Source organism: Candidatus Zixiibacteriota bacterium, assembly GCA_036480375.1.
In the GTDB taxonomy this organism is placed as follows: Bacteria; Zixibacteria; MSB-5A5; order GN15; family JAAZOE01; genus JAZGGI01.
Genome location: JAZGGI010000016.1, coordinates 77,938 through 96,006 on the forward strand (window position 1 = coordinate 77,938; position 18,069 = coordinate 96,006).

The 18,069-nt window shown below is 44.7% G+C and carries 10 protein-coding genes and 2 tRNA genes; 6 read left to right on the plus strand and 6 right to left on the minus strand.

Annotation, left to right across the window (positions count from 1 at the left end; all coding sequences use genetic code 11):
* Window positions 1–79: 79 nt before the first annotated feature.
* The 3 genes from V3V99_03670 (at window position 80) to V3V99_03680 (ending at window position 5,668) form a co-directional block, all read left to right on the plus strand.
* Window positions 80–3,490 carry an alpha-amylase family glycosyl hydrolase gene (locus V3V99_03670; GenBank protein ID MEE9441747.1) on the plus strand — a complete coding sequence of 1,137 codons (3,411 nt, stop codon included), beginning with the start codon at window positions 80–82 and terminating at the stop codon, window positions 3,488–3,490.
* A 163-nt stretch (window positions 3,491–3,653) separates the two neighbouring features.
* A complete protein-coding gene (locus V3V99_03675; protein ID MEE9441748.1) occupies window positions 3,654–4,097 on the plus strand; it encodes a PilZ domain-containing protein in 444 nt (147 codons plus the stop codon).
* Between the two features lie 962 nt (window positions 4,098–5,059).
* The gene (locus V3V99_03680; GenBank protein ID MEE9441749.1) at window positions 5,060–5,668 is read left to right on the plus strand and encodes a hypothetical protein; all 609 of its coding nucleotides are present in this window, start codon (window positions 5,060–5,062) and stop codon (window positions 5,666–5,668) included.
* Window positions 5,669–6,193: 525 nt separating this feature from the next.
* On the opposite strand, the gene V3V99_03685 is transcribed toward V3V99_03680, so the two are convergent.
* The 6 genes from V3V99_03685 to V3V99_03710 form a co-directional block, all read right to left on the minus strand.
* Window positions 6,194–6,265: transfer RNA gene (locus V3V99_03685), tRNA-Cys, on the minus strand.
* 13 nt (window positions 6,266–6,278) lie between these two features.
* Window positions 6,279–6,351: transfer RNA gene (locus tag V3V99_03690), tRNA-Gly, on the minus strand.
* Between the two features lie 367 nt (window positions 6,352–6,718).
* Window positions 6,719–8,194, minus strand: a complete 1,476-nt coding sequence (gene glgA / locus V3V99_03695) for a glycogen synthase GlgA (GenBank protein ID MEE9441750.1) — start codon at window positions 8,192–8,194, stop codon at window positions 6,719–6,721.
* 27 nt (window positions 8,195–8,221) lie between these two features.
* Window positions 8,222–9,241 (minus strand): galactose-1-phosphate uridylyltransferase, encoded by a 1,020-nt coding sequence (gene galT / locus V3V99_03700; GenBank protein MEE9441751.1) that lies wholly within the window; start codon window positions 9,239–9,241, stop codon window positions 8,222–8,224.
* A gap of 136 nt (window positions 9,242–9,377) precedes the next feature.
* Entirely contained in the window at window positions 9,378–10,643 is a 1,266-nt protein-coding gene (locus V3V99_03705) for a putative sugar nucleotidyl transferase (GenBank protein MEE9441752.1), read from the minus strand.
* Between the two features lie 70 nt (window positions 10,644–10,713).
* Window positions 10,714–11,190 carry a QueT transporter family protein gene (locus V3V99_03710; GenBank protein MEE9441753.1) on the minus strand — a complete coding sequence of 159 codons (477 nt, stop codon included), beginning with the start codon at window positions 11,188–11,190 and terminating at the stop codon, window positions 10,714–10,716.
* Between the two features lie 291 nt (window positions 11,191–11,481).
* Between V3V99_03710 and V3V99_03715 the strand changes: the two genes are divergently transcribed.
* The 3 genes from V3V99_03715 (at window position 11,482) to V3V99_03725 (ending at window position 18,043) form a co-directional block, all read left to right on the plus strand.
* Window positions 11,482–16,611: a dockerin type I repeat-containing protein gene (locus V3V99_03715; GenBank protein ID MEE9441754.1), complete on the plus strand. Its 5,130-nt coding sequence runs from the start codon at window positions 11,482–11,484 to the stop codon at window positions 16,609–16,611.
* Between the two features lie 250 nt (window positions 16,612–16,861).
* Window positions 16,862–17,698: a dockerin type I repeat-containing protein gene (locus tag V3V99_03720; GenBank protein MEE9441755.1), complete on the plus strand. Its 837-nt coding sequence runs from the start codon at window positions 16,862–16,864 to the stop codon at window positions 17,696–17,698.
* A gap of 153 nt (window positions 17,699–17,851) precedes the next feature.
* Complete coding sequence (locus V3V99_03725) at window positions 17,852–18,043, plus strand: 4Fe-4S binding protein (GenBank protein ID MEE9441756.1); 192 nt, start codon at window positions 17,852–17,854, stop codon at window positions 18,041–18,043.
* Window positions 18,044–18,069: the final 26 nt, after the last annotated feature.

Sequence of the window (18,069 nt, forward strand, 5' to 3'; positions counted from 1 at the left end):
GAAGGACAAATAACAATATATTTACTTCCGCAAATAAAGCTGATTTATAAACGCCTAAAAAGTTTGTTGAGTTATACAAATGACGGATTGGTTAATAGAAATATTGAGAGCGTACTTTCCTTTTGGATTGCAGATTTCGAAGAAATCCTGGAATGTGTTTAATCTGAAATCTTATTTGACGGATTATCATACTTCTCGGCGAGCATCGGATATAAAATATCTGAGAGAGCTGGCTCATCTTATTAATCAGGAAAATATACGGCAATTGAAATCTGGTATTTTTATTCACGCCGGACAAATAAACACGGCCGGTTTGATAACCGATATACTCAGGTATTTGCTCATCCGTTATTGCAACGAGGACTATCCGGGAGTAAAAGAAAGGGTTTTGGGTGAAGTGAAATCGGCTGAAGCCCAAAACGCCATGAGGAAAATTCCGCCTGCTTTTATAGATCATTATCCGCCTCCGGAAGTAATCTATGAAATGAGTACGCGGGAAGAATATCTGCGTGATAATACCGAGACTATTAAAAATCAGGAATTAATCTTTACTGAATCGATTCTTTTGTATTTGATGGTCGCTAATCCGGCTTTTAATATATTGAAATCTCTATTTGATGATGAGGAATTTGAATCTAAAACAAAGTACTCATTATTAATAAAGGAGCAGGAAACTATATTCTCGCGCCAGCCGGTATTTGAACCTCTGGGGATGCCCCTGTTTGAATGCCTCAAAGCCCCGATGAAAGCCTGCCCTGATTCGCTCGACGACCAGCTTGAATACATAAAGGCAAATTGGTCATCATTCCTCCCCACAGCGCTTCTTAAGGCGATAACTCGTGCCATGGATATCTCATCCGAGGAAAAAAAGATTCGGGGATTTGGGCCGGGCCCGAATATCCCGTTGGCTTTCGACAGCCGGGCGCAATGGTATGACGATACTTATCCTGAGCATGCCGCCTACAGCCGCGATGCCGACTGGATGTCGAATGTCGTTCTTATGGCCAAGTCGGTTTATGTCTGGCTCGATCAGCTATCGAAAAAATATCAGCGTCATATAAAATATCTCAGTGATATCCCTGACGAAGAGCTGGATTTGCTGGCGCGCTGGGGATTTACAGGATTATGGTTGATCGGGTTGTGGGAGCGCTCTCCGGCATCGAGGAAGATTAAACAAATCATGGGCAATCCCGAAGCGGCTCCGTCGGCTTATTCGATTTATGATTATACAATTGCCCACGATTTGGGGGGAGAAACGGCTTATTTAAATATACGTGATCGCGCCTGGCAGAGAGGTATAAGGTTCGCCAGCGACATGGTTCCCAATCACATGGGTATATATTCCAATTGGGTAATTGAACATCCCGATTGGTTTTTGAATTTATCCGAATCTCCTTATCCATGGTACAGCTATACCGGTGTGGATTTATCGGAAAATGACAGGATTGTTATCCAAATCGAAGACGGATACTGGGAAAAAAGAGACGCCGCGGTGGTTTTCAAAAGAATCGAAAAATGGACGGGGGAGACTAAGTATATTTATCATGGTAATGACGGCACCAGCACGCCCTGGAATGATACTGCGCAGTTGAATTTTCTTATACCCGAGGTTCGAGAAGCCGTCATTCAAAATATTCTGGCCGTGGCCCGCAAATTTTCGATAATCCGTTTCGATGCCGCCATGACCCTGGCTAAAAAACACTATCAAAGACTATGGTTTCCCAAAGCGGGGGAGGGCGGTGACATTCCCACCCGCTCTCAATTTGGGATGTCGCGCGGGGATTTGGACAAATGTTTCCCGATTGAATTCTGGCGCGAAGTCGTCGATCGAGTCGCTGCGGAAGTCCCCGATACGCTCCTTTTGGCGGAAGCGTTCTGGCTGATGGAAGGATATTTTGTCAGGACTCTTGGAATGCACCGGGTTTACAACAGCGCTTTTATGAACATGCTCAAAGATGAAGACAATGCCAAATATCGAATGACAATAAAAAACATTCTTGAGTTCAGCCCGCAAATATTGAAACGTTTCGTCAATTTCATGAGCAATCCTGATGAAGAAACGGCCGTGGAACAATTCGGTAAAGAAGACAAATATTTCGGAGTAGCGGTCATGATGGTGACCATGCCGGGTTTGCCCATGTTTGGACACGGTCAGATAGAAGGATTCACCGAAAAATACGGAATGGAATATTACCGCGCCTACTGGGATGAATCTCCCGACGAAACTTTGATTCACCGACATGAGCATGAAATATTTCCTTTGATGAGACGCCGCAATCTTTTCAGCGGTTCGGAAAATTTCGCCTTATTCGATTTTGTGCGTCAGGATGGAAATGTCAATGAAAATGTTTTTGCCTTCTGCAACCGTTTCGAAAATGAACGGGCTATTATCATCTATAATAATTCCTACGGCTCGACTGAAGGCAGAATACATACTTCCACGGCAATCAATATTAAAGAAGGCGAGGACAAACAGTTCGTTCATAAATCGATTGGCGAGGCGTTGAGTCTCAATACCGGTGAAAATGTATTTTATAAATTTCATGATTATCATGTCGGGTTGGAGTATTTGCGGAGCGCCCGGCAAATAGCAAATGACGGATTGTACGTTTTTCTTAACGGCTATCACTATCATGCCTTTTTGGATTTCGTGGAAATATACGATGTGAATAATCTCTGGGGACAATTGAATGAAAGACTCGGGGGAAGAGGAGTTCGGAATCTGGAAGAAGAACTAAAGTATATGCAATTGGAACCGGTTTTGAATCCTTTGAGAATGATTATTACTCGGAATACAATTGATGCCTTAAAAAGCGCCGACAAAGAAACAATATCGAAGATTAAAAATGATATGGATGTATTGTATAAGGCGGTCATTGGATATTTGAACACGGATACTGAATATGAAGATACAACTTCAGAAACACTTATGAATATTGAAAAAATGAATGAGTTGTGTTCGGATAAACAATTAGTAAATTCACTAACGGGACGAGAGCATATTTTGTTGGGCGCCATAATTATCGATTCCTTAAGTAGATTTTCGAGAGATGATGCCAAAGAGGAAAAAACCAAATTCATTAATGCCTTATTTGATGATTGGATGTTACGGCCGACTCTGCAATCATGTTTTGAATCGATCATTGGCGATAATTCAAAAGCCTATATAGATGCCCTGCTGGCTGAGATTCTCGTAAAGTACCCTGAACTCGTTTCGAACTTATACGAAATAGAAAAAATTGAAATCGCCGGAGATTTCTTTGGCGACGATTTAATAAAAATATATTTGCAAGTCAATGAATATGAAAGCGTTCGGTATTTTAAAAAAGAGAATTTTGAAAAATTAATCGACATCCTCCTATGTTTAACGGTTATAAAAAGTCCCAAAAAATCGCCGTCAAAGAATAAGATTTCGGCTCTATGCCGGGCCGCGGAGAATACCAAAAAGAGGGCCAAAAAATCGGCATACCGGCTGGATGACCTTATATGATTATTGAACGATAGCTAATTTCATGCCGTATATTAAAACTCAACAGTTTGAATATTAAACAGTTGGTGCTAAAAGTGTTAACTGTTTATACTTCAAGCACAGATTTACCGGATTTTCCCAAAATATTTTAAATTGTGTCGCCTGCCTGTCCGATAATCCGACTATGACAAGTCTTATCAATGAAGATACTACCCGAAAAATCAGGCGCCCGGCCGCTAAAGCTTTGCAGGTCTTTGATATCCATACCAAGCAATTAATGGGGCATACTCTCGATTTATCTCTTGAGGGTATGAAACTAATGAGCGCTTATCCTCTCAGAGTTCATCATCTGTATTTTTGCCGGGTGCCGCTGGACAAGGAAATTTATGGATACCGTGAGCTTTCGTTTGATGCCGAATGCCGCTGGTGCAGGAAAAACGAAGAAACCGGATTTTATAATTCCGGGTATGTTCTCAAATTTCATAAAGCCAAAGATATTGAAATTATTGAGACGGTCCTGCGCGACTGGTTGATGGATCATTCCCAAAAAATCAATTCTCATCTTAAAGTCGAACGGCGCAAACAACCTCGTTTCCTTCCCCGCATTTTCAGAAAAAAGAAAAAGTAATTATCTCGCAGGGCAGGATCCCCGCGATCCTGCCAATCAAGTACCCCAAAATGGGTTTGTTTCCTCAGATTAACGTTTTGGGTCATATCAAATCGGTGGTGATTACGAAAGGCGGGGGCCTGTTTTTGGCTGTCGCGCAGATGATCTGAACTTTTGTCAAGAAATTAGTCATTTATCTTATTCCAACCAATTGTACACACCCCGTCCCCGTTACACGGGGCCACCCCTCTCAAGAGGGGGAAAATAAATGCGATTATTTGCCTATCAAACCCGCGAAGGATCCGAAGAGGTAATTGTCGGAATCCGGAAGAGTTATCCACATTTGCATTTCTGAAAAATCCTCATATATGAGTGTGTTTGTGTGGGTTACAGCGAATTGGGTTCGTTTTGTCCTTTTTAGTACTTTCGAAAGTTCTGTTGGATAAAAGGCGAAGAGTCTTTGTCAAATTATCCGTGTTGATATCGTCTTGAGTCCGCTATGTGAATTATTAGTCTTCATCCTATAAAAGTGGGGGAATTCGGAAATTGCATTGGATTGGTTGGATAAATGTAGATGCTCTATGCGGGGACCCACAGGAAAAATAAGCTTTGCCTATTTTTGGGATGGCTTTCAGTGCCACAGCAAGCTGTGGTCCACCGGCCAGATTGGTTGGATAATTGTTTATGTTAAATATATTCCTATTGCTATTGACAAATATTCTTTAGATATTTATAATTTAGGTAAATCGGTAATTATTCTGACATTGCGAGAGTTTCTAAAGGATTTGATTTCATGTTTCGCCTTAATATACTGAGAAACTATAAGTGGCTGAATTGATATAATGTAAAGGTAGCCAATGGATAATCTTGTGAATTTTATTCCGTTGCCCGTAGCTCTTTTGTCAATCATTATGAGCGTGCTGGCGATTATCATAAGTTTTCTTAAAATGAAAAAACTACAGTCCGAATTTAGAAAGCTCCTAATGGAACGCGAAATTCTAAAGGAAGAATTGGAGAGTTACCGTGCCACGATACTTCATCCAACATTAAAGGATATAATATGGCATGGCGGAAAAATCGGAAGTTACTACAATAATTTACTTGGTGGAAGCGATACTGATAACCACCATAAAGATTACAAAAAACCTGAAAAGTGCAAAACAAATGAGGAAAAAAAATTACATGGATTTTATATCTCGCCCGAGGCTTTCACGGCTGTGGGTGCCTTACTTGCCGGTACACTCATTGGGCAGTTCTTATCAATACTCTGGTACCTTCTAGCTATTGTAATTGTTTCATATGTTATATGCTTCTCTATAGACTATACGATAATAGGCAGATTTGAGACCCTCTCAACATGGTCAATCCCGCGCTCTGAAATGCGAAAGCTCAATAAGGTTTGTATTGGATTGTATTTATCACGGCTCTTATTCTCTTTGGGAATTGTGTACCTGTATTATTGGTTGGGAGTACCGAATTCATTACCTTTCCCCAGAGGGGCAGAATTCGCATTAAGCCAAATACTTGCTACTTTGCCTGTTATTATTGTCTCATTTATTATTAAAAAATTACAAATAAGGTCCGTTGGTTAAGCATTTCATATTTCGCTAATGAGTATTATTTTCATTACTGTGCATATCTATCCGTACTCAATTTGCCCCGGCCATGATCGGAAATTCATGCAGGGTATAAAACAACATTCAATGTTAATCCTTCCATACCGTTGGAAGCGTGCACCAATCCCATAGTTAATGCTCGTTCGCAATGACATGATATTGGTTTTGGACGACAACTCAAGAGTTGTCGCTACAAGGTATTTGGCTGGAGCCCGATGGGCTCCATCCCTACGACTGGATTCCCGACTCGACTCCCGCAAAGCGGGAAACTCTCGGGAATGACAGACAATATGTCGGTACACCAGGGGCGTACGCTAACCACGACAACTCAAGAGTTGTCGCTACACAAATGATTGGGTGACGACAACCCGAGGGTTGTCGCTACAAGCTAACCACGACAACTCCAGAGTTATCGCTACACAAATTAACTAATCATTTACAGCAATAACAGGAATAGATAATAATGGAAATTGTCAGACTGTCTGGGAGGGAAGTAAAAAAAGGCGGCTTCCGGATTCGAACCGGAGAATACAGGTTTTGCAGACCCGCGCCTTACCACTTGGCTAAGCCGCCTAAAGATAAAAAAAGCGGGAAACGAGGCTCGAACTCGCGACAGCCACCTTGGCAAGGTGGTGCTCTACCAACTGAGCTATTCCCGCTTGTTTATTTATCAGCGTTTTAATATACGCATGCCCCAAAGTTTGTCAATAGAATTTTTTGAACATTATTATCATCTATTATTTCGGCAAAACGATTGCGAGGCTTTAATATACGCCGGCTAACGCATGTTCATGGCAAGTTTGTCAAGATAGCTGACATACTACGGTGTAAGTTCGGCTACTTTTTTGCGCCAGCGGTTAGTAAGACTGAATATCTCCGCGTGTGTGATCATGTTAGAAGAGGTCGCGGCAGGCTTCAACTATCAGAGAATCCCTAAAGATTATAAGTGAGCATAATAGGAGTACAATTCCAATTATTGCGGATTTGGAAACAGTGGATAGGTTTATCGAAAAATTCTCGGACATATTATTTTTTGGATAAGGCGACATTATACAATTCGACATATTTGCGGGCAGAGGCATCCCATGAATTATCTTTGCTCATGCCATTTTTCATGATCTGTCGCCATTTACGTTTTTTGGAAAAATGTCTGACAGCTTGTTTGATGGAGGTCATCATCGCTTTGGCGCCGTATTTTTCAAATAGATATCCAGTCCCGGTACCATAATCAAAATCAACCTGCTCGATGGTATCAGCCAAACCGCCGGTGGCTCTGACAATTGGAACGGTTCCGTATTTCAGACTGTATAGCTGATTCAGGCCGCATGGTTCATATCGGGAAGGCATGAGAAACATATCGGCTCCGGCTTCTATTCTATGGGCGAGAGTATTGTCATAAGTGATGAAAGCCTTGAGTTTGTCGGGAAATCGTGTTTGTAAATCCTGAAGGAGCCTGTGGTATTTTTTCTCACCGGTTCCCAGAATTATCATTTGGATATCTAATGAAAGCAATTCGTCGGCGGCCTTACTGAGCAGGTCAAATCCTTTTTGGTCAGCCAGGCGGGAAATCATTCCGATTAATGGTACATTGTCGCGCGGGGGAAGGTTTGCGTGTTTTAGCAGTTCGATTTTATTAATCTTTTTCCCGGAAAAATTCTTTTGGTTGTATTTTCGGAAAAGATGCTTGTCTTTGGAAGGCGACCATTCGTTGTAATCAACTCCGTTTATAATGCCATATAAATCGTCGCTTCTTTCTTTGAGGACGCCTTCAAGACCGGCGCCATATTCTTTGGATGATTGGATTTCTTTGGCGTAGGTTTGAGAGACGGTACTGATGACATCGGCGTAAATTATTCCGGCTTTGAGGAAATTAAGTTTACCCCAGAATTCGAACGGCCGAGTAGCGTAAAATAGATCTTTTTCCAAGCCGAGTTTATCAAACGAAGCATCGGGGAAAAGACCTTGATAAGCCAGATTATGAATAGTCAGGATAGATTTGATTTCGGCGTATTTAATATCCTGCTCATAGGCGGTTTTGAGGAAGGCCGGCAGAAGCGCGGTTTGCCAGTCATTGGCGTGGATAAGGTCGGGATGAAATTTAATTCTGGGCAAAAGTTCTAAAATACCGCGGCAGAAAAATAAGAAGCGGTCGTCATTGTCGATGTAATCTTTGCCGGTTTTGGGATCACGATATAATTCCGGCCGGTCATAAAAGAAATCATTGCCGATGAATAAGTATTCGAGGTCGTGTTTATTATGGACGAGACGGATAAGGTCAAGCGAATGAGAAGCTTTATCGATATCAATATCAAACGTGATATCATCCTGGGCGTTATTCATGAGATTCTCAGGTATGGCTGAATATCGGGGGAGGGCAACTTTTACGGCATGGCCAAGTTCGGCGAGTTTTTGAGGCAGCATCCCGGAGACGTCGGCGAGGCCGCCGGTTTTGACGAAAGGGACCGCTTCGGAGGCAGCAAAGAGAATTTTCAGTTTTTGCATCTGAAAGTACTCCTATACCTTTCAGATTCAGGTGGAGACGGATTCGCTGGGCAATTCCAATTCTCTCAAAAATTGGGCTCCATCTTCGGGACGGGTGGGATTGATGTAAAAGCCGGTGCCCCATTCAAATCCGGCAACCCTGGTCAGTTTGGGAATAATTTCTATATGCCAGTGAAAATAATCGCGATATTCATTGCCAACCGGAGATGTATGTAAAATATAATTGAAAGGCGGGTCGGCCAGTCCAATTTTAAGTTTCATCAGGATGCGCCTTAGTATGGTGGCGAGTTCTTCATGCAATTCCATGTCGGTATCGATATAATTGCTTGAATGAGTCTTGGGAAGCAGCCATATTTCAAAGGGGAAACGGCTGGCGTAGGGAGCAAAAGCCAAAAATGAATCCGATTCCTCGACAACGCGTTCTTTATCGGTGATTTCCTGACGGATGATGTCACAAAAAATACAGCGTTCTTTGTATTCGTAATGTTTTTTGGCGCCTATTACTTCTTCGGCGACTCGCTTGGGGATAATCGGAGTGGCGATCAGCTGGCTGTGACTATGTTCAACCGAGGCTCCGGCGGCTTGTCCGTGATTTTTGAATATCAGAATATATTTGAATCTGGGATCACGCTGAAGATCCATGTAGCGATCGCGATAAGACCAGAGAACATCTTTTATTTTGGAAATGGGCAAATCAACCAGGTCAAGATTATGGTCGGGTGTTTCAATAATAACTTCGTGAGCTCCCACGCCGTGCATTTTGTCGTAAATGCCTTTGGGTTCACGGCTCAATTCGCCCTCGATTACAAGGGCAGGGTATTTATTGGAAACGACTCTGAGCGACCATCCCGGCCGATTTGATTCGGAACCGTCTTCACGATAAGATATAATTTCCGGAGGGGTAGCGGATTCATTCCCGGGACAAAATGGACATGCCCTGGGAGCGATGCGTTTTTCATTTTTGGGAAATTGAGCCGGGCGCTTGCCGCGTTCGGTAGAAATGATAACCCATCGTCCAATTATGGGGTCTTTGCGAAGTTCCGGCATTAAACTCTCCATGTTTGCCAATTAGAGCTCAAAATATGCCCGAATTGGGTTTGTGTCAAGAAATTAACTGTTTTAGAATCTTATCGGCGAATATGACAAAACAATAAACGGCTAAACGGGTTAAGCGATCATATCGCTATAAATTCCCCAGCCGATTTTCAAATATATGGCTAAAGATATTTTCAACAGGCGAATTCATTTTTATGTTTCGTCTTGCCATTGAAGCGCGGGCAACCTCAATGGCTTTGTCCAATTTGTATATATCGTATCCTGATTCGTCGCCCCAACTAAATGAAGGGACTTCGCTTGAAGTCACCAACGTGCCACCGTAAATATTGCACGAAAAGCCGATTGAAACGCCGGTATTTATCAGGGTGTCGATACCGGTCTTGGTGTGATCGCCGATGAAACATCCGATTTTCATACATCCGGTATTAACGTTCTGTCCATTCAAAGTGACCGAGATATCTTTGTAATTATTTTTTAAATCGGAATTGGTGGTCATGGCTCCGAGATTGACCCAACTGCCCAAGTAGGCGTGTCCCATAAAACCGTCGTGGTATTTGTTGGTGTAGCCCTGAAAAATAGAGTCTTCGACTTCACCCCCGACGCGGCAAACCGGTCCGAATGAACATCCTTCACGAATGTGGCTTCGGAATACCTGTGTCTCCCGTCCAATATAACAGGGGCCTTCAATAAATGACAACGGACCGATGACAGCGTTTTCATCAATTATGACCGGGCCTTTTCTATTGTCGATGACGCAATTGGCTCCGATTTCTGCATTGGCGGCAATGTAGAGATTGTCCTGAGATAAAATTCGAGCGCTCGAGTCGATGGAGGCGCTATCGATCATTTTGGAGAGATCAAAATCGCTAAAATAGGCCGTATAATCGGCGGATATTTCGTTTCCGTTTAAATTTACCAGATCCCAGAGGTAATTATAAAATTCAAATTCACCCTGTATGAGATCGGCCTTTACGCCCATTAATTGGGATTCACTGTCGCCAGTAAAATTTATATCCTGAGAGTCTGAATTAGGAAAGTCTTCGCAGATTACGACGGCGGCCGTGGTTTTGTCGTGCAAGAATATCCGATTTTCAGTACAGGTTTTTATTTCGTTAACCAGTTTCGGTCCGAGGCGCAGGCGGCCGTTTATGAAAACCAGTTTATCGCCTCCCTGATAGTCAATCGTGTTTACTTCGGAGTTGGCTTCTTGCCGGAGGGAGGGCGCAATTTCTTCGCGGCATGAATAAGCGAGGGTGTAATCTACGAAATTCTTCGCTATTTTTTCCCATAATTCGAAGGCCCCGCATCTAAGCGTAAAAACGGGGCGATTAAGAGTCAGGGGGTGGAAATTGACGTAATTATTATCTTCAAAAATAATGAGCTTATTTGCCATTTGATACCTATCCAGTCTAAATTAGATCATAATCTGATGAATTTAAATATCTTCCGCTTACCTAAGTCAATTAAAAATGCTTTTCCCGTTTCATAATGTATTTGAGCAGGGGATACCCGAGCAAATAGCAAACAACGGTTTGTCCCAATAAAATCTCAGCTACACAAATCAAGTAGGGGATTTCATACAGATAGCTAATATATACTGATACGCCAAAGGCGTTTATAACAATGGGGGGAATTGGAGCGAGATAGGTCTTTTTTGTTTTTCTCAAAAGAAAAGTTAACCAGGCAGCCAATAGTGTCAGTAATGAGCCAAAAATAACATCCGTGATACCGGCTGGGCCAAAAATGTTTGCCAGAAGACAACCGACAAAAAGCCCGGCGATAGCCCCCGGATAGACAAAGGGTAAGACAGTTAAGGCTTCGGCAATGCGGAATTGGATATTGCCGTAACTGATAGCCGAAATGCCGGGAGATATGGTGATGGCAAAATACACGGCGGCGATAAGTCCCGCTATCGCAATTTGTCGGGCGTTAGATTTCACTTTTAGAGGGTAGTCAACTGTTGACGATTTGTCAATCGAATTTTAATATAATTACATTACCTAAAATATGTGTATTTTATTGTGGTTCAATAACAAAGGATGCAAAATAATCCTTGACACAATTTGAACTTGGGGATATATTTGAGGTGAGTCATTTCATATTTGTTGCAGCCAAAGAATTACTATTTGCGAGGGGTTTGTTGGTAGTCGTTTTTTGCGGTTAAATACTTCCTGGTTGCAGGGCTTGACACTAAAAATATATTTATGTGAATATACGCAAAGGAGTTAGCCATGAACAAAAGGTATGGGGCTTTTGTTGTCGCGGTTTTCTTTGTTCTGTCCTTGTTGTATGCCGGGACAGGGCAGGAGGCAGGCGCTGACACAAAAGATCAGGAAACTCAGTCCGCGTGCATTTGGAATGTTGGTGATGATCATAAAATGCATCACCCTCAATTGCCAAACGATACCGGATGGGCGGTAAACGCGACTATACCGGCTATTGTAGCCGATGATTTTCTGTGCACAGAATCCGGACAAATTTTAGATTTTCATTTTTGGGGTGCCTGGAGGCAAGGTGTCGAGGGTATAGTAGATTCATTTACCCTTAGTTTACACTCTGATATTCCGGCCGATCCTCCGTTGCTCCCTTACAGCCGACCGGGGCAGACGCTTTGGGAATATACAGCCAAAAATTATACGGCGATACCAATTGATCCTCCTTCCAGTGAAGGCTGGTATGACCCGATTAATGGCGAAGTAATTTTTGATGATCATGTTCCCTTTTTCCAGTACAATATCTGTCTTGATCCAAGTGATCCAGGTGTTGTTATTCCGACCCAAGAGGCGGGTAGGATATACTGGCTGAATATTTCAGCCCATGTTGCTGATACCGATACTAAATGGGGATGGAAATCGACTCAGGATCATTGGAACGACGACTGCGTTTGGGCCGTTTGGGGAGATTTGACATGGCATGAAATTTTGGAGCCATACGAATCGATAACTAACAATTATTGGTTAACCCTGTTCCCCGGACCACCCGGAGCTAATTTTGGTGGCGGCGGCGGGGGCGGCGATACGGACCCATATCATGATCCGGCGAGCGGCGGTCCATGGTATTATTATCCGGAGACCAACTGGTGGAATATCTGGTTCTATGATCATCTCTTTGATGATGAACGATTTAAGGTTATTCACATTGAGATTGATATTGATAAATATGACCGGAATCCGCAAATTCTGAGCTTTATAACTCTTGCTGTTAACTGGTCAACCGATTTATGGTCTATAGAAGGCAATCCGCCCGGACAACCCCGTGTCCCGCCACTTCCTGGCGTTAATGAGCAAGCTTATATTGGGCGCGATACTCTTTTAAACATAGAAATCATGGGGCCGGGGCATTACATTTTTGATTACGTTATCTATGATTATAATCCTGAATGGGTTTCGATTGATGTTCAGGGTGAAAATTTCATAATCCTCGAATCATCATTTATAGAACATGCCTGCGTGATGTCGATGGATCAGGCTTTTGTGATTACTAATCAGGGCGATACTCCTACCCAGGAGGCTTGTTGTTGGTCGGATGGTACCTGCAGTATGGAAGATCCGGTACTTTGCGCCAGTCAGGGTGGTTCGCCTCAAGGTCGGGGAACAACTTGTACAGGCTTGGCCGCATGTTGTTTGCCCGATGGCCGTTGTGTGACGATAGATCCGCTTTGTTGTGTTGACCAAGGTGGAACTGTTCAGGCGGGTGCGACTTGTTCGACGCCGGAAGCGTGTTGTTTCGCTGATGGCACCTGTAAGATGCTGGATCCGTTGTGTTGTATGGATCAGGGCGGAAGTCCGCAAGGCCCGGGATCGCAATGTTCGGCTATTCAAGCTTGTTGTCTACCTGACAACAGTTGCATGATGCTGGATCCGCTGTGCTGTATGAATTTGGGTGGAACGCCACAGGGTGCGGGGTCGCAATGTTCGGCTCCGCAAGCATGCTGTTTAGCCTCCGGCGCCTGTCTTGATATTGATCCGCTGTGCTGTATAGCGATAAGCGGTGATCCGCAGGGAGCGGGAATTGTTTGCGATGCTGATGGTGATGGCGTAGACGAAGCTTGCGACGAACCAGAACCGGATACCTGTGAATATTATAAACCGCCATACGAAGATTATGCACCGGCAGGTGTACCTGATTTTGATCAGAAACGACCTAACTGGGCCGATAATTCCGGTATCTTGACTTATTGTGGCCCGGTAGCGCTGGCCAATTGTATGTGGTGGTTTGACAGCAAGTTTGAAACTTGCACGACGCCGCCACCGACTATATGCGATAATTATCCGTTAGTCACAGCCTATAACTCATCCTGGGATGATCATGATGCCCAGAATGTACCGCCATTAGTTGATTCCCTGGCGATATATTGTAATACAAATCCGGGCGGAATGGGCGGTACAAATATTAATGATATGTATGATGGGGCCAAGCAATGGCTAATTAAAGCGGGACTACAGGATCACTATACGGTAACCTTAGTGCCCATCGTACAGCCGGGATCTAATGGCTTTGAGTATATTCGAGAGCAGGTGTTAATCAGTCAGAATGTGATTCTGCTGTTAGGTTTCTGGCAGGAGGTTACTCCGGGATATTGTGAGTGGATTGGTGGACATTTTGTAACGGTTGCGGGAACGTGTACTGATCTGGTAGATTCCGCACTGTGCATATCGGATCCGTATTATGATGTTAATGGAGGCGGTCCTCCGGCGCCGCATGGCGCTGCGGTACACGATGACGCTCAATTTGTGTCGGGGCCGCATGGATCCATGCATCATGACCGCTACCAGGTTGTACCGGCTTTTTGTAATGTGAATTCCCCGCCGTTCTTTGATTGTGAGCTGGTTAATTACCCGGTTAGCACCGGCAACGCCGGTATCTTCTATGGACAGAACTCGCACGATCCGAGCATAGATCCGATAACTCCTCAGCCAGGTATTACGGTTCATACGATTATTGAGTATGCTTTGGTAATTTGTCCAGTCGAGGAAGTAGATGAAGCGTGTTGTCTGGAGGATGGATCGTGTACTGATATGCTGCCTAGCGATTGTATCGCCCAAGGCGGCGTGCCTCAGGGGCCGGGTACGGTTTGTACCGCTCCGGAAGCATGTTGTTTCGATGACGGCAGTTGTATAACAATGGATCCATTGTGCTGCATCGTTAGCAGCGGCAATCCGCAGGGTCCGGGCACGCAGTGCGATGCAACCGGAGCCACTCAGGCTTGTTGTCTGCCCGATGGCAATTGCGTGATGCTTGATCCGGTTTGCTGTCTCGCTGCCAGTGGAACACCTCAGGGTATTGGGACGAGTTGTTCGAATACAATGGCGTGTTGCTTGCCGGATAATACCTGTATCCAAGTAGATCCGCTGTGTTGTGACGATATGGGCGGAACTTTATCGCCGTGGGGTTCGGAGTTCTGTGGGGAAGACGCCGACGCCAATGGTATTGACGATGCCTGTGAAACGCCGCAAAATGATGAAGCGTGCTGTCTGCCGGATGGAAGTTGCGTAATGCTTCTACCGAGTGAGTGTATAGCGCAAAGTGGATCACCGCAGGGAACGGGCACGAGTTGTTCGGTCAATACGATTGCTTGCTGTTTACCGGATAATACTTGCGTGACCGTGGATCCGCTATGCTGTGATGATATGGGCGGAACGCCTTCACCGTGGGGCGCGGCGACCTGTCAGGGTGATGATAATCAAAATGGAACTGATGATGCCTGTGAAACGTCGCAGCAGCATATGGGCGCTTGCTGTTTGCCAGATAATACCTGTGTTGATCATATAACACCAAGTGACTGTAACGCTCAATTGGGAATTTACATGGGTGATGGCACATTCTGTCTTGGTGATAATAATAACGACGGCACCGATGACCTGTGTGAAGACCCGTGGGATCCCGATACGGGCAGTGATATTAAGATGCTCAATCCGCAATTCCCGGACGAGACCGGATGGGATGTGAATGCTTCCTGGCCGATGACTCTGGCTGATGACTGGCGGTGTATCGAATCCGGTGCAGTTAAGGATTTGCATTTCTGGGGTTCGTGGCTTGACGGAAACGAAGGCAAGATCATTGCCTTTATCTTTAGCATCCATGCCGATGTACCGGCGGGAGCGGGTCAGCTTCCTTATAGCCACCCCGGTGATTTGTTATGGGAGTATCGAACCAACCTGTTTAAGGCGACCAAGATAATGGCGGCGACGGAAGAAGGGTATTACGATCCGCTGAGCGGTTTGATATTGCCTTTGAATCACCAGGAGTACTTCCAGTATGACGTCAATATTCCTGAAGACTTGTGGTTTATGCAGGAAGAAGGCATGATTTACTGGCTCAATATTTCGGCAATCCTGGACGACGAATCAACCGAATTCACTCAATGGGGATGGAAATCATCGAAAAACCACTGGAATGATGACGCTGTCTGGGGTCTTGATGAGGAACCTCCTTGTCTGACACCGACTACGGAATTGCCGACACTCTGTCCTTACGAACCGCCAAACGATGAGCCGTTAAGAATTACCGAAGGATTACCTCCGGAGTCATCGCTTGAAGGAACTTTCTGGATAGACTCTTTCTTTGACGTATTCACTGAACTGGGTGGCAGCCTTGGGGGTGAGATCATTACCTGCCAGGCGAATTTGAATTGGCACTGCGTCGGTACGGGGGCTCTTGGAGGATTTGAACGGATGATTTTGATTCCGATTCATCTTGAGATTCATACCGGACCGCGGGTTCCACCAGCACCTGTTAATGGCGTTCCGACGGAAATAGTCGAGATGTCGCTTGTCAGTATGTCGGGCGAAACCACCGATGCTGATTTCTGTCCTCTAAGGATTGTAGCAGGCGTAGCTGAGACCGGAATACCGAGTCCGGGTATGACAACCCTTACTCCAAGCGAGGGCGGCCAGTGGAATGTAGATAGCTTCTTCGATATCACTTATCAGATTGAATTCACTGGCTGTCCTGGATCGCGTATCGGTGATTTGAGTGGAACAACCCTTGGTGAAATTCCCTGGGGTGAAGGTAACAGCGATGTGCCTGGTTGGACTGATCTTTTTGAACCGCCCAACTTTGAACAGTCACTTGATCTGGCGTTTATTATAACCGGCGGCGGAGTTTGTGATTGCATCGTAGGTGATGCCAACGGGGACGGCAGCGTTAACGTCGGCGATGCGGTTTATATAATCGCCCATGTATTCAAGGGCGGTCCCCCCGCTACTCCGTATCGGATTTGCAGTGGTGATGCCAATTGCGATTGTCAGACCAATGTCGGTGATGCGGTTTATTTAATTTCGCATGTATTTAAGGGCGGCCCGCCGCCATGCGATTGCCTGACATGGCTCTCGCTCTGCGGTTCGCCGTTGCGTAAATAGTCTTTATTGTCAGACTCTTTTCTGACGAGCCTGCCCGGTATTTTTTGCCGGGCAGGTTTTATTTATGCGATTATTCAAATCGGGAAATTTCATTGACAAATTCATCAAACCAATTATATTGTAAGCAGATACACTTCTTTGCGCTGACGATGGGTTGGGGTAATTCCACAGGTCGGGGCGCGTTTCAAATATACCGCTCTTGTCGGGATTATTCATTAAAATAAAAAAATAGCTTACTCGGGGAGGACATATGAAAAGCATTCATTTTTTCGTAATTGTCTGCCTTTCGGGCATATTGTTTTTTGGAGTAACCGGAGTTTATGCTCAAGCGACGGGCGCATGCTGTTTCTTAGATGGTAGTTGTCTTGATAATGTAACGTCTGCAGTTTGTCGGTCACAGGGCGGTACTTATCAAGGTGATGGCACCGATTGTGCATCGATAACCTGCACTGTACCTACTGGGGCCTGCTGTCTCCCGGGCGATAATTGCATTGATAATGTTACGGCTACGGAGTGCCAATCACAGGGCGGCACTTATCAGGGTGATGATACCGAGTGTGTGTCGATTACTTGTACTGTACCTACCGGGGCCTGCTGTTTGCCTAACGGAAATTGCATAAATAATGTTACCCAGGCTGAGTGTCAGTCACAGGGCGGTTCTTATATGAGTGATGATACTGATTGCGCCACTGTTTTCTGCAGTGTACAGATCGGGGCTTGTTGTTTACCGGATGGTAGTTGCCTTGATAATGTAACGGCTACGGAGTGCCAATCACAGGGCGGCACTTACCAGGGCAATAGTACCAATTGTGTAACAACAGCGTGCGGGGATTGTGATTGTGTGGTAGGCGATGCCAATGGTGATGGAAGCGTGAACGTCGGCGATGCGGTTTATATAATCGCGCATGTATTCAAGGGCGGTCCCCCCGCTACTCCGTATCAGATTTGCAGCGGTGATGCCAATTGCGATTGTCAGACCAATGTCGGTGATGCGGTTTATTTAATTTCGCATGTATTTAAGGGCGGCCCGCCGCCATGCGATTGCCAGACCTGGCTTTCGATTTGTGGTTCGCCTCTACATAAATAAAATCTGGAGTAAGATATTTATTTGACAAACCTGTCCGGTTAATTTGCCGGGCAGGTTTTTTTTATTTATTTCAAAAAATATCTTGTCAAATTTCGTCAAATTATTAGATTTGGCCTTGTAGATATGACCAACTATTTTGGAGGAGATAGAACTATGGCTATGAAAATCACCGACGAATGCACCGCCTGTGATCTCTGCGTGGCGGAATGTCCGACGACCTCAATCACTGAAGGGGATGATATTTATATTATCGATCCTGAGACGTGTAACGAGTGCGAGGATCAGGAAGACGGACCTCAATGCGTGGCGGTTTGTCCTGTCGAATGTATAGAGAAGGCCAAGTAAGTTTGTTAACCGGAAACACCGCCTGC

What these genes read in the sequence shown, in the direction of transcription:
- V3V99_03670 (MEE9441747.1), top strand. Translation starts at nt 80, where the DNA reads ATGACGGATTGGTTAATAGAAATATTGAGAGCGTACTTTCCTTTTGGA.
- V3V99_03675 (MEE9441748.1), top strand. Translation starts at nt 3,654, where the DNA reads ATGACAAGTCTTATCAATGAAGATACTACCCGAAAAATCAGGCGCCCG.
- V3V99_03680 (MEE9441749.1), top strand. Translation starts at nt 5,060, where the DNA reads ATGGAACGCGAAATTCTAAAGGAAGAATTGGAGAGTTACCGTGCCACG.
- glgA (MEE9441750.1), bottom strand. Translation starts at nt 8,194, where the DNA reads ATGCAAAAACTGAAAATTCTCTTTGCTGCCTCCGAAGCGGTCCCTTTC.
- galT (MEE9441751.1), bottom strand. Translation starts at nt 9,241, where the DNA reads ATGCCGGAACTTCGCAAAGACCCCATAATTGGACGATGGGTTATCATT.
- V3V99_03705 (MEE9441752.1), bottom strand. Translation starts at nt 10,643, where the DNA reads ATGGCAAATAAGCTCATTATTTTTGAAGATAATAATTACGTCAATTTC.
- V3V99_03715 (MEE9441754.1), top strand. Translation starts at nt 11,482, where the DNA reads ATGAACAAAAGGTATGGGGCTTTTGTTGTCGCGGTTTTCTTTGTTCTG.
- V3V99_03720 (MEE9441755.1), top strand. Translation starts at nt 16,862, where the DNA reads ATGAAAAGCATTCATTTTTTCGTAATTGTCTGCCTTTCGGGCATATTG.
- V3V99_03725 (MEE9441756.1), top strand. Translation starts at nt 17,852, where the DNA reads ATGGCTATGAAAATCACCGACGAATGCACCGCCTGTGATCTCTGCGTG.